Raw genomic sequence first — 12,173 nt, 5'->3', positions numbered from 1 at the left:
CTCACACCAGCCTGTTCTGCACGAGGTAGTCGACGAGCTTGTCGGCCGCGTCGCCCTCATCGGTGATCTTCACGCCGGCAGCCCGCGGGGGCTTCTCCGACACGGTCGTCATGATGGTCCGCGGGGCGGCGGACGGATCTGCCGACACATCGAGGTCGGCGAGCGAGAGCACTTCGAGCGGCTTCTTCTTCGCCGCCATGATCCCCTTGAAGTTGGGGAATCGGGCGTCGGGGAGCGCCTCGGTGATCGAGATCACGGCGGGCAGCGGCGCCGAGACCGGCTGGCTGCCGGCGTCCGCGCCTCGGACTCCCGAGACGCCGTCTGCGGTGATCTCCACCGCGGAAAGGGCGGTGACCTGCGCGAACCCGAGATGCTCGGCGATCATCGCGGGGATCACACCACCGGAGCCGTCGGTAGACAGGTTGCCGGTGATCACGAGGTCGGGGGCGCCGCGGCGGATCGCCGCGGCCAGCACCTCGGCGGTGAGGCCGAGGTCGGCACCGGCGAGCTGCTCGTCGGCGATGTGCACGGCGGAGCCGGCACCGATCGCGAGCGCCCGGCGAAGGGAGGCCGTCGAGCCCTCCGGAGCCATCGAGACGGCCACCACCTCGGTGCCGTCGTTCTTGTCAGCGTAGCTGAGGGCGACTTCGAGAGCGCGCTCGGTGATCTCGTCGAGGACCACATCCCCCGCCGCACGATCGGCGAGTCCGGTCTCGAGATTCAGCTTGCGATCGCCATAGGTGTCCGGCACCTCTTTGACCAGGACGAAGATCTTCATCGATTGCTCCTCACGACTGCTGCAATTCTAGACCGCGATACTGAGTTCCAGCTCACATGCGACTGAGACTCAGCCGCTGCAGCGACGGATGCGTCGCGCGCCGTCGCCGCACCCCACCCTCCCGCCACTACCGTAGAGAAATGGCCCGACCCCGTCCGCTCCCCATCGATCCGCTCGCCGAGGCGAAGCGGCAGTGGCTCGCGCACGGATGGACGGATGCCGCCGACGGCATGGCCCTGGTCACCTCCGTCATGCGCGCCCAGCAACTGCTGCTCGCCCGCGTCGATGCGACCCTCAAGCCCTTCGCTCTGAGCTTCGCCCGCTACGAGGTACTGCGCCTGCTGGCCTTCAGCCGCGCGGGGAGCCTTCCGCTTTCGAGCGTGGTCGCCCGACTGCAGGTGCACCCGACCACGGTCACGAGCACGGCGGAGCGGCTGGTGCGCGACGGCCTGATCGCGCGTGAACCGCACCCGCACGACGGACGCGCCGCGCTCCTGGTCCTGACCGAGTCCGGCCGGGAAATGGTCGAGCGCGCCACCCAGGCCCTCAACGCCGATGTCTTCGCCCAGCCCGGTCTGAGCCGCGACGACGCCGCCGAGCTCGTCGCGATCGTGGCCAGGCTGCGCAAGGACGCGGGCGACTTCGCCGATCCGCGTCCGCAGCCCGAAGCCCTCTGACATGGCCCGGTTCGCACTCGAGACGGTTATCGGTGCGGCCCCCGCCGAGGTGTTCGCCGCGTCGCTCGACCCTGCACTGCACGTGAAGAGCATGGCCCGATTCGGCGAGACGATGATCGAGGCACCGGCCGGCGGCGTCTTCACCGAGGGCACGACCGCTACCTGGCGGGCACGCCACTTCGGCATCCCGTTCCGGCTGCGCTCGATCGTGTTCGACATCGATCCCCCGAACGGATTCTCGGACCGGCAGATCTCGGGGCCGTTCGCGGCGTTCCTGCACGAGCACCGGTTCGAGGAGCACCCGTCCGGCACGCTCATGCACGACACGGTGACCTTCCGCTCGCCGTTCGGCCCGCTCGGCCGGCTCGTCGACGCGCTGTTCATGCGGGAGTACATGCGCCACCTCATCACGGAGCGCAACGCGATTCTCACCGCCGAACTCGAGGGTCCCGGGCGTACTCTTCCGGCATGAGCGAACTGCGCCTGCACACCGTCCTCACCGGCCGTGGCCCCGTTGCGGCGATCCTCCTCACGGATGAGCAGGTCGCCTCGCTCGGTGCCGGCAAGGCCTTCCCCGTGGCCGTCACCGTCGGCGGACGCACCGCCCGCCTGCGCCTGGCGCGGATGGGCAGCGAGAACATGATCGGCTTCAGCAAAGCAGTGCGTGCCGACCTGGGGCTCGAGATCGGCCAGGAGGTCGACTCCGTGATCCGGGTGGATTCGGCCGAGCGCACGGTCGAGGTACCGCCGGGACTCGCCGCGGCCCTCGACGCCGACCCTGCTGTGCGCGCGGCCTTCGACGCCCTGTCGTACACCGTGCGCAAGGAGCACGCGCGCAGCGTGGCCGAGGCCAAGCAGGAAGCGACGCGCGAGCGCCGGATCGCGAAGATCGTCGACGCGCTCCGCGGCTGAGGTGGTGCACGACTCCGCAGGAATTCTCGTCGGGCACGGCGCTGAGAGCCGCTTCCGGCGAGGCGCACTCTGTTCCGAGGAGTTGTTCACGACGCGCTAGCGGTTCTGGAAGTCGGGCGACCGCTTCTGGCGGAAGGCCGACATGCCCTCCTTCTGATCCGCGGTGTCGAACAGGGCGGCGAAGGCCTGCTTCTCGTGCGCGAGTCCCTCGGCCAGGGGCGTCTCCATGGCCGCATCCAGCGCGGCCTTCGCGGCATAGACCGACGGCAGCGACTTCGACGCGATCGTGTCAGCCAGCTTCGTCGCCTCGGCGAGGAGGTCGGATGCCGCGACGACGCGGGAGACGAGGCCGGAGCGCTCGGCCTCCTCCGCTCCCATGAATCGGCCGGAGAGCACCAGCTCCGCCGCCTTGTAGTAGCCGACCGCGCGGATCAGTCGCTGGGTTCCGCCCATGCCGGGGATGACGCCGAGGTTGATCTCGGGCTGTCCGAACTTCGCGTTGTCGGCGGCCAGGATGATGTCGCACATCATCGCCAGCTCGCATCCGCCGCCCAGGGCGAAGCCGGAGACCGCGGCGATCACGGGCGTGCGCACCGCGGCGAACTCGTGCCAGACCCCGAAATGATCGGTCTCGAGCATCTGCACCGCGGACATGCCCTCCATCTCCTTGATGTCGGCGCCGGCGGCGAAGGCCTTCTCGGATCCGGTCACCACGATCGCGCCGACGCCCTCGTCCGCGTCGAAGGCCACGGTCGCGGCGGTGACCTCTTCCGCGAGCCGGCTGTTCAACGCGTTCAGCGCCTCCGGACGGTTCAGGGTGATCCACCCGACTCGTCCGCGCTGCTCGACCAGGATCGTCTCGTACTCGGTCATGTCACCCTCTCCGTCGAAGTACCGATCATCACACGAGGTCGTCGCGGATGTCGGTGATGATCCCTGAGAAATCGCGCCCCGCGCCGTCGCCGGCCGCGAACGCGGCATAGATCTCCTGCGCGAGACGGCCCATCCTGGCATCCGTCGACGTCTGCTCGATCGCCTGCAGCGCGAGGCCGAGATCCTTCGCCATCAACGCCCCCGCGAAACCCGGCTGATAGTCGCGGTTGGCAGGACTCGTGGGCACAGGGCCGGGCACGGGGCAGTTGGTCGTGATCGACCAGCACTGGCCCGAGGCCTGCGAGACGACGTCGAACAGCGCCTGATGCTCGAGCCCGAGCCGCTCCCCCAGCACGAACGCCTCGGCCACCGCGATCTGCGAGACCGCGAGCACCATGTTGTTGCACACCTTCGCCGCCTGGCCGAGGCCGGGACCGCCGCAGTGCACGATGCGCTTTCCCATGACCTCGAGCAGCGGGAGGGCGGCTGCGAAGTCGTCGTCCGACCCGCCGACCATGAAGGCGAGGGTGCCGTTCTCCGCGCCGACCACGCCTCCCGACACCGGAGCGTCGACGTTGCGGTGCCCGGCGGCGAGCGCGAGAGCGTGGGCGGCCCGCGCCTCATCGACGGCGATGGTCGACGACTCGATGAAGAGCGTGCCGGGGCGGGCGGCCGCGAGCAGTTCGGTGCGATAGGCCTCGATCACGTGCTTTCCGGCGGGGAACATGGTGATGACGACATCCGCGTCGGCCACGGCATCCGCGCCGCTCGCAGCTACCGGGATGCCGGCCGTCTGCGCCGCTTCGATGGCCGCGGGGACGAGATCGAAGCCGTGCACCTCATGTCCCGCGGCGAGGAGGTTCTTCGCCATCGGCAGTCCCATGTGCCCGAGGCCGAGGAACGCGACGACCACCGGGGAAGACGGCGCCGTCATGATCCGCTCCGCATCTGATCTCCGCCGCTGCGCTGGAGGGAGGCGGAACCCGCCGGTCGCAGCATCTCGCGCCCGACGATCAGTCGCATGATCTCGTTCGTCCCCTCCAGGATCTGATGCACGCGCAGGTCGCGGACGACCTTCTCGATCCCGTAGTCCTGCAGATAGCCGTAGCCGCCGTGCAGCTGCAGCGCCCTGTTGGCGACGTCGAAGCCGGCGTCGGTCGCGAAGCGCTTGGCCATGGCGCAGCGCATCGTCGCGTCGGGTGCGTGCTCGTCGACCGCCTGCGCGCCGTCGCGCACCATGAGTCGTGCCGCGTGCAGATCGGTGCGCATGTCGGCGATCGCGAACAGGATGGACTGCTTCTCGGCGAGCGGCTCGCCGAACGCCATCCGCTCGTGCACGTACTTCACGGCCTGATCGAGTGCCCACTGGGCGCCTCCGAGCGAGCAGGCGGCGATGTTGAGACGGCCGCCGTTGAGCGCGGACATCGCGATCGCGAACCCGCGACCCTCGTCGCCGAGCATGGAGGAGGCGGGAACCCGCACACCGTCGAGGATCACCTGGCGGGTGGGCTGCGCGTGCCAGCCCATCTTCTTCTCCGGGGCACCGAAGCTCAGCGCCTCGGAGTCGCCGGGGACGAGGAAGGCGCTGATGCCGCGCGCGCCCGGCTCTCCCGTGCGCGCCATGACGACGTAGACGGCAGCCTCGCCCGCTCCGGAGATGAACTGCTTCACTCCGGTGAGAACGTAGTCGTCGCCGTCGCGGACGGCGCTGGTCGCGATGTTCGCGGCATCCGATCCTGCACCCGGCTCGGTGAGGCAGTAGCCGCCGAACTCCGACATGGCCGTCAGCATCGGCAGCCAGTGCGCGCGCTGGGCGTCGTCGCCGTAGGTGTCGATCATCCAGACGACCATGTTGTGGATGGAGATGTAGGCCGCGACCGCGGGGTCGCCCTTCGCGAGCTCCTCGAAGATCGCGACGGTGTCGAGACGGCTGAGGCCGCTGCCGCCGAACTCCTCGTCGACGTAGATGCCGCCGAGCCCGAGCTCGCCGGCACGGTTGAGCGACTCCCGCGGGAACAGGTGCTTCTCGTCGCGCTCGGCGGCGTAGGGTGCGAGTTCGGTCTCGGCGAACTCGCGGACGGCGCCGATGATCGCCTCGCGCTCCTCGGCGGTGGTGGTGACGGTGGTCATGGTCATCGTGGTTTCCTTGTGGGAGGTTTCCGGGGCTAGTGCATGGTCGGGATGACGAAGCTGGCACCATCGCGGATGCCTGCTGCGGGCCAGCGGCTCGTCACCGTCTTGGTCTTCGTGTAGAACCGGAAGGCGTCGGTTCCGTGCTGATTGAGGTCGCCGAATCCGCTGCGCTTCCAGCCGCCGAACGTGTAGTACGCGATCGGGACCGGGATCGGCACGTTCACACCGACCATCCCCACCTCGACGCGGGCGGCGAAGTCGCGGGCCGCGTCGCCGTCGCGCGTGAAGATGGCGACGCCGTTGCCGTACTCGTGCTCCGAGGCCATCCGCAGCGCCTCCTCGTAGTCGGCGGCGCGGGCGATGACCAGCACGGGGCCGAAGATCTCCTCGCGGTAGATCGCCATGTCGGTGGTGACGTGGTCGAACAGGGTCGGTCCGAGGTAGAAGCCCTCCTCGTGCCCTTCCACGGTGAAGCCGCGACCGTCGGCGAGGAGTGTCGCCCCCTCGTCGATGCCCTGCTGGATGTAGCCCTCGACCCGCTCGACGGCCGCCCGTGTGACCAGGGGGCCGTAGTCGACGTCGGCTGCGAGAGAGGGGCCGACCCGCAGCTGGGCGACGCGTTCGGTGAGTTTGGCGGCCAGCGCGTCGGCCGTCTCCTGTCCCACCGGGACAGCGACCGAGATGGCCATGCAGCGCTCGCCCGCCGAGCCGTACCCCGAGCCGATCAGCGCGTCGACGGCCTGATCGAGGTCGGCGTCGGGCATCACGATCATGTGGTTCTTCGCGCCGCCGAAGCACTGGGCGCGCTTGCCGTTCGCCGCGGCCGTCGCATAGATGTACTCGGCGATCGGGGTCGATCCGACGAAGCCCACGGCGCGGATGCGCTCGTCGGTGAGCAGCGTGTCGACCGCCTCCTTGTCGCCGTGCACGACGTTGAGGACACCCGCGGGGAGACCCGCTTCGAGGAAGAGCTCGGCGATGCGCACCGGCACCGAGGGGTCGCGCTCACTGGGCTTGAGCACCACCGCGTTGCCGGCGGCGAGCGCGGGGCCGGCCTTCCACAGCGGGATCATGGCGGGGAAGTTGAACGGGGTGATCGCGGCGACGACCCCGAGCGGCTGCCGCATCGAGTAGACGTCGATGCCCGTTCCCGCGCCGGTGGAGTACTCGCCCTTGAGCAGGTGCGGAGCGCCGGCTGCGAACTCGATGACCTCGAGGCCGCGCTGGATGTCGCCCTTCGCATCGTCGACCGTCTTGCCGTGCTCGCTCGCGAGCAGCTCGGCCAGTGACGTCATCTCCCGCTGCACCAGGTCGAGGAACCGCAACAGCACGCGAGCGCGCTTCTGCGGGTTGGTCGCGGCCCACGCGACCTGCGCCTCTTCTGCGTTCGCGATCACGCGGCGCACCTCGTCGGCCGAGGCGAGCGGCACGCGCGCCTGCACGGCACCGGTGCTCGGATCGAACACGTCGGCGAACCGACCGGAGCCGGGAGTGAGAAGCGATCCGCCCACGAAGTGCGGGATAATACGAGTCATTGTGTGACATCCCTCCGTGCCGTCGTTGGCACATTGGGGAGTTTACTCGGAGGGCCGGACATTTACTAGGACATCCTTGTATTCCGCGCGCACGGCGGCGTCTGCGTCGATCGAGGTTGTTCGCGCCGTGTTCACCGCCGCGTCATCTCGACCGGGTACAACTGCAGGTGCGCGGACAGAGACTCAGACCGGATCGGGTGTCACGTCTACCGCGCACACGGTGAGCGCTCTCGCTCCCGTCGCGGCTCCACGCCGCGAGACCCCCGCCGAATCGGGTCGGCGGGGGTCCTCCTCGTGGAGGCGGGAGCGGCCGGGAGCACGCCGCATCCGAATTAGAATCGACGGTGCGCCGCCACCCTTGGCGCATCCGCTTCGACGCCCCGACCCCGGGCGCCCGTTCCCCGAGGACCCCACCATGTCCGAACCCCTCACCGTGTCCATTCGCCGCGAAGTCGACCCCGAGCGCATCGTCGAGGCGACCGCCTGGGTGCAGACGGGGGTGAACCTCGCGACGAAGTACCCGGGCTTCCTCGGCTCCGGCTGGGTGCGCGCCGGCGAGGACTCGCAGGTGTGGCACATGCTCTACCGGTTCGCGAGCGAGGACTCGCTCACCGCCTGGGAGCAGTCGGCAGAGCGGGCCTGGTGGCTGTCGATGGGCCAGGGCTTCGTGCGCAGCGAGCGCTCCAAGCGCCGCACCGGGATCGAGGGCTGGTTCGACGAGCCGACCACCGGCACGATCACGCTGCCGTCCGCCGACGGCACGACCGAGACGGTCACCGTCGCCCCCGCTCCCCCGCGGTGGAAGCAGGCGACCTCGATCTGGCTGGGCTTCTTCCCCGTGAACCTCGCGTTCACCTACGCGATGAGCCCCGTGCCGGGGTGGAACGAGCTGCCGATCTGGGCGCGGGTGCTGGCCACCACCCTCGTGCTCACGCCGATCATGGCGTACTGGGTGCTGCCGTTCGTGACCCGGTCCCTGCGGAGCTGGCTCACCCGCTGACCGCGACGCTCAGACCGCGACGTGCCGCTCGTCCGGGCCGTCGTAGTGCGACAGCGGACGGATCAGCGCGTTGGATCCGGCCTGCTCGATCACGTGCGCGGTCCAGCCCGTCACCCGCGCCGCCACGAACAGCGGCGTGAAGGTCAGCGTGTCGAAGCCGATCAGGTTGTAGGCCGGGCCCGAGGGGTAGTCGAGGTTCGGGTAGATGCCCTTGCGCGCCACGAACTCCGACTCGAGAGCGTCGTACAGAGCGGCGACGTCGGCGCGGTCGTAATGCTCCACGAGAGTGTCGAGCGCGGCCTTCATGGTCGGCACACGCGAGTCTCCCTTCTTGTAGACGCGGTGCCCGAAGCCCATGATCTTGCGCTTCTCGGCGAGTGCTTTGTCGAGCCACGGCACGACGTTGTCGGCCGTGCCGATGTCGTCGAAGATGTGCAGCACGGCCTCGTTGGCGCCACCGTGCAGCGGACCCTTGAGCGCGCCGATCGCGCCGACGACCGCCGAGTAGATGTCGCTCAGGGTCGAGGTGATCACGCGCGCGGTGAACGTGGAGGCGTTGAAGGAGTGCTCGGCGTAGAGGATCATCGAGCGGTTGAAGGCATCCACCACAACGTCGTCCGCCTCTTCGCCGAACGTCATCCAGAGGAAGTTCGCGGAGTAGTCGAGGTCGGAGCGTGCAGCGATGATCTCCTGGCCGCGACGACGACGCTGACCGTAGGCGACGATCGCAGGAAGCGCGGCGAACAGGCGGATGCTGCGCTCGAGGTTCTGCTCGGGGCTGCCGCCCGCGTCGAGCACCGAGCCGCCGGCGCCGGGGTCGGAGGCGCCGATCAGGCTGACCGCGGTACGCACCTCGTCCATCGGGTGCGCATCCAGCGGGACCAGGTCGATCGCGGTCTTGACGTTGTCGGCGAGCGTCCGGTGCTTGCGCTCCTCGAGCCGGAAGGCTGCGAGCTCCTCCGGAGTGGGCAGCTCGCCGTTCCACAGCAGGTAGGCGACGGCCTCGAACGGCTGCGTGTCCGCCAGCTCCTGCACGGGGTAGCCGCGGTACAGCAGGCTGTTCGTCTCGGGGCTGACCTTCGAGATCGCGGTCGTGTCGACGACGACGCCCGCGAGGCCCTTCTTGATGTCCGGCTCGGTCATGGTCACTCCTTCGTGATGGTGAAGTTGAAGACGCCAGAGTCAAAGTGGTTGTACGACTCGTAGTCGATCAGATCGTAGAGATCGGCGCGGTGCTGCATCTCGCTGAGCGCGGAGGTCAGGTGCCCCTCTTCGTTCAGAGTATCCAGTGCGCGGCCTGCGGCCCCCATCGAGATGCGCAGCAGCGACACGGGCCAGATCACCAGGTTCACGCCCGCGTCACGCAGCTGGTCGACCGAGAACAGCTCGCTCTTGCCGAACTCCGTCATGTTCGCCAGGATCGGCACGTCGAGCGCCGCGGCCATGGCCTCGAACTCGGCGAGGGCGCGCATGGCCTCGGGGAACACCGCGTCGGCACCGGCGTCGACCAGCGCCTTGGCACGGTCGATCGCGGCGTCGAGACCCTCGACCGCGCGGATGTCGGTGCGCGCCATGATGAGGAAGTTCTCGTCGCGACGAGCGTCGGCTGCGGCACGGATGCGCTTGATCGCGGTGTTCTCGTCGACCACGGCCTTGCCGTCGAGGTGGCCGCAGCGCTTCGGATTGACCTGATCCTCGATGTGCGTGCCGGCGAGGCCCGCGTCTTCGAGCTCCTGGATCGTGCGGGCGACGTTCATCGGCTCGCCGAAGCCGGTGTCGGCGTCGACGATCGCGGGGAGGTCGGTCATGCGGGCGATCTGCTTCGCCCGTCCGGCCACCTCGGTGAGCGTCGTGAGGCCGATGTCGGGCAGGCCAAGGTCAGCCGAGAGCACGGCGCCGGAGATGTAGACGCCGTCGAAGCCCTTCTGCTCGATCAGGCGCGCGCTCAGCGGGTTGAACGCACCGGGGAAGCGCAGCAGCTCCCCGCTCGCGAGGCGCTCGCGGAGCAGTCGGCGCTTCTCGGCGGGCGTGACGGTGGAGTACAGCATCAGAACAGTCCCGCAGGAGCAGGAGCAGCCTCGAGCAGGCCGGGCTTCGCGACGATCGAGAGCTCGCCGACCTCGGCAGCCGTCAGCTCGGGCAGGCGCTGCACGAGGGCGAGGAACCGCTCGATCTCGGCGGGCTCGAGCACGGGCTCCGCCAGCAGACGGAACTTCGCGATGTAGTTCTCTCGGGCGAACGGACGAGCCCCCAGCGGGTGCGCATCGGCCACGGCGATCTCGTCGACCACGGTCGAGCCGTCGGCGAGGCGGATCTCCACACGACCGCCGAACGCCTTCTCGGCCGGGTCCTCGGAGTGGTAGCGGCGGGTCCACTCGGCGTCCTCCGCCGTGGTGATCTTGTGCCACAGCGCGACCGTGTCGGCACGGCCCGCGCGCTCGGGGGCGTAGGAGTCGACGTGGTGCCACCCGCCGTCCTGCAGGGCCACCGCGAAGATGTACGGCACCGAGTGGTCGAGCGTCTCTCGCGACGCGGTCGGGTCGTACTTCTGCGGGTCGTTCGCGCCGGAGCCGATCACGTTGTGGGTGTGGTGGCTGGTGTGGATCACGATCTGATCGATGTTCTCCGGGTCGCGCAGCGCCGGGTTCTCGATCCCGAGCTTGCGGGCGAGGTCGATCAGCGCCTGCGCCTGGTATTCGGCCGAGTGCTCCTTCGTGTACGAGTCGAGGATCGCGCGCTTGGGCTCGCCGGCGGCGGGCAGCGGCACGTCGTACGAGGCGTCCTTGCCGTCGAGCATCCAGGCGATCACGCCGTCTTCGCCTTCATAGATGGGGGCGGGGCTGGTCTGTCCGCGCATCGCCCGGTCGACGGCTTCGACGGCCATCTTGCCGGCGAACGCCGGAGCGTGCGCCTTCCAGGTCGAGATCTCGCCCTTGCGGCTCTGTCGCGTGGCGGTCGTGGTGTGCAGGCCCTGCCCGACGGCCTGGTAGATGGTCTCGACGTCGAGGCCGAGCAGGGTGCCGATGCCGGCGGCGGCGGACGGGCCGAGGTGGGCGACGTGGTCGATCTTGTGCTTGTGCAGGCAGATCGCGCGCACCAGGTCCATCTGGATCTCGTAGCCGGTGGCGATGCCGCGCACGAGCGCCCGCCCGTCCTTCCCGGTGTGCTGCGCGACCGCGAGGATCGGCGGGATGTTGTCGCCGGGGTGCGAGTACTCCGCGGCGAGGAACGTGTCGTGGTAGTCGAGCTCGCGCACGGCCACGCCGTTCGCCCAGGCGGCCCACTCGGGGCTGGTGCGGTGATCGAGCGCCGCACCGAACAGGTTCGCACCGACGCCGCCGGTCGAGACGGGGTGGCTGAACGCCTGGGCCCTGGCCGCGTTGATGGGCGCACGGGTGAGGGAGGCCGCAGCCACCGAAGCGTTGTCGATGATGCGGTTGATGATCATGTCGACGACGTCCTGCTCGACCTCGACCTGGTCGGCGGCGACCTCGGCGATCTTCCAGGCGAGCTGCTCTTCCCTGGCGAGATTCTCGTCGCTGCGGTGCACACGGACGTGGTGGGTGACGGTCATTTCTTATCCTTCACTGTTGCGGGATTCGAGGGAATCGAGGATGCCGGTGAGCGCGTTGTGCAGATGCACGTGCGTGGCGTGGGCGGCGAGGTCGCCGTCGCGGGCGGCGAGCGCCTCGGCGATGGTGCGGTGCTCGGCGGCGGAGGCGGCGAGCCGGGCGGGTTTGTCGCGAGCCATCCGGCGCACACGCACGAGGTGGGTGCGCACGGTGCGCAGCGCCGAGGCGATGTAGTCGTTCGCCACGGCCGCGTCGAGGGCGACGTCGAAGCGGGCGATCAGCGCGTAGTAGGCGTCACGGCCTTCGACGGCGTCGAGGTCGACGTGCGCGAACTCGTCGGCGAGTGCGGCGAACAGGGCGGCGTCTCCCCTGGTGGCGGCGAGGCGGGCTGAGCTCTCCTCGAGCGCGCGGCGGATCTCGAAGAGGGAGCGGATGTCGTCGGCATCCAGATCGGCGACCACGGTGACCCGCGGCGACTGCTGCACGACGAGCCCATCCGCGATGAGTCGACGCAGCGCTTCACGCATCGGGGTGCGGCTCACACCCAGGCGCTCGGCCTGTTCGACCTCGCCGAGCACGAAACCGGCCGGGAGCGTGCCCGACTGGATGCCATCGAGCAGAGCCGCGTACGCGCGATCACTCGCGGAGGTGCGTTCCACGGCGAGGGTCATGCCCTCAGTGTATACATAAACC

General features: G+C 69.3%; 13 protein-coding genes. 4 read left to right on the top strand and 9 right to left on the bottom strand.

Translation table 11 applies throughout. The features are described from left to right. Position 1 precedes the first annotated feature (1 nt). Entirely contained in the window at positions 2-778 is a 777-nt protein-coding gene (locus KY497_RS05445) for an electron transfer flavoprotein subunit beta/FixA family protein (RefSeq protein WP_017829470.1), read from the bottom strand. Positions 779-918: 140 nt separating this feature from the next. Between KY497_RS05445 and KY497_RS05440 the strand changes: the two genes are divergently transcribed. The 3 genes from KY497_RS05440 to KY497_RS05430 are packed head-to-tail and all read left to right on the top strand — an operon-like array spanning position 919 to position 2,367. Beyond that, a complete protein-coding gene (locus tag KY497_RS05440) occupies positions 919-1,455 on the top strand; it encodes a MarR family winged helix-turn-helix transcriptional regulator (RefSeq protein ID WP_219870018.1) in 537 nt (178 codons plus the stop codon). A gap of 1 nt (position 1,456) precedes the next feature. Next, positions 1,457-1,927 carry an SRPBCC family protein gene (locus tag KY497_RS05435; RefSeq protein WP_218683426.1) on the top strand — a complete coding sequence of 157 codons (471 nt, stop codon included), beginning with the start codon at positions 1,457-1,459 and terminating at the stop codon, positions 1,925-1,927. Next, positions 1,924-2,367 (top strand): YdeI/OmpD-associated family protein, encoded by a 444-nt coding sequence (locus KY497_RS05430; protein ID WP_219870017.1) that lies wholly within the window; start codon positions 1,924-1,926, stop codon positions 2,365-2,367. The genes KY497_RS05435 and KY497_RS05430 overlap by 4 nt, the downstream gene beginning before the upstream one ends. 96 nt (positions 2,368-2,463) lie before the next feature. Here KY497_RS05430 and KY497_RS05425 read toward each other — a convergent pair whose 3' ends face one another. Genes KY497_RS05425 through KY497_RS05410 form a run of 4 tightly spaced genes read right to left on the bottom strand, consistent with a single transcriptional unit; the run spans position 2,464 to position 6,908 of the window. Next, positions 2,464-3,240 (bottom strand): enoyl-CoA hydratase-related protein, encoded by a 777-nt coding sequence (locus KY497_RS05425; RefSeq protein WP_219870016.1) that lies wholly within the window; start codon positions 3,238-3,240, stop codon positions 2,464-2,466. Between the two features lie 28 nt (positions 3,241-3,268). Continuing rightward, entirely contained in the window at positions 3,269-4,174 is a 906-nt protein-coding gene (gene mmsB / locus KY497_RS05420) for a 3-hydroxyisobutyrate dehydrogenase (protein ID WP_055866079.1), read from the bottom strand. Further along, positions 4,171-5,376, bottom strand: coding sequence for an acyl-CoA dehydrogenase family protein (locus tag KY497_RS05415; protein ID WP_218683101.1), 1,206 nt, complete (start codon positions 5,374-5,376; stop codon positions 4,171-4,173). Before KY497_RS05415 ends, mmsB begins: the two co-directional genes overlap by 4 nt. A gap of 29 nt (positions 5,377-5,405) precedes the next feature. Continuing rightward, positions 5,406-6,908, bottom strand: coding sequence for a CoA-acylating methylmalonate-semialdehyde dehydrogenase (locus KY497_RS05410; RefSeq protein WP_219870015.1), 1,503 nt, complete (start codon positions 6,906-6,908; stop codon positions 5,406-5,408). A 415-nt stretch (positions 6,909-7,323) separates the two neighbouring features. On the opposite strand from KY497_RS05410, the gene KY497_RS05405 reads away from it, so the two are divergent. After that, positions 7,324-7,908, top strand: a complete 585-nt coding sequence (locus KY497_RS05405) for an antibiotic biosynthesis monooxygenase (protein ID WP_055866086.1) — start codon at positions 7,324-7,326, stop codon at positions 7,906-7,908. Between the two features lie 9 nt (positions 7,909-7,917). Here KY497_RS05405 and KY497_RS05400 read toward each other — a convergent pair whose 3' ends face one another. Genes KY497_RS05400 through KY497_RS05385 form a run of 4 tightly spaced genes read right to left on the bottom strand, consistent with a single transcriptional unit; the run spans position 7,918 to position 12,151 of the window. After that, complete coding sequence (locus KY497_RS05400) at positions 7,918-9,051, bottom strand: bifunctional 2-methylcitrate synthase/citrate synthase (protein ID WP_219870014.1); 1,134 nt, start codon at positions 9,049-9,051, stop codon at positions 7,918-7,920. A 2-nt stretch (positions 9,052-9,053) separates the two neighbouring features. Continuing rightward, positions 9,054-9,956 (bottom strand): methylisocitrate lyase, encoded by a 903-nt coding sequence (gene prpB / locus KY497_RS05395; protein WP_219870013.1) that lies wholly within the window; start codon positions 9,954-9,956, stop codon positions 9,054-9,056. Beyond that, positions 9,956-11,482, bottom strand: coding sequence for an MmgE/PrpD family protein (locus KY497_RS05390; protein WP_219870012.1), 1,527 nt, complete (start codon positions 11,480-11,482; stop codon positions 9,956-9,958). Before KY497_RS05390 ends, prpB begins: the two co-directional genes overlap by 1 nt. 3 nt (positions 11,483-11,485) lie before the next feature. Continuing rightward, the gene (locus tag KY497_RS05385; RefSeq protein WP_151485750.1) at positions 11,486-12,151 is read right to left on the bottom strand and encodes a GntR family transcriptional regulator; all 666 of its coding nucleotides are present in this window, start codon (positions 12,149-12,151) and stop codon (positions 11,486-11,488) included. Positions 12,152-12,173: the final 22 nt, after the last annotated feature.

Origin of the sequence: Microbacterium sp. PAMC22086 (assembly GCF_019443525.1) — a bacterium.
In the GTDB taxonomy this organism is placed as follows: domain Bacteria; phylum Actinomycetota; class Actinomycetes; order Actinomycetales; family Microbacteriaceae; genus Microbacterium; species Microbacterium maritypicum.
The sequence above is the reverse complement of the archived record's forward strand: the minus strand, read 5'-3'. Positions and strand labels throughout refer to the sequence as shown.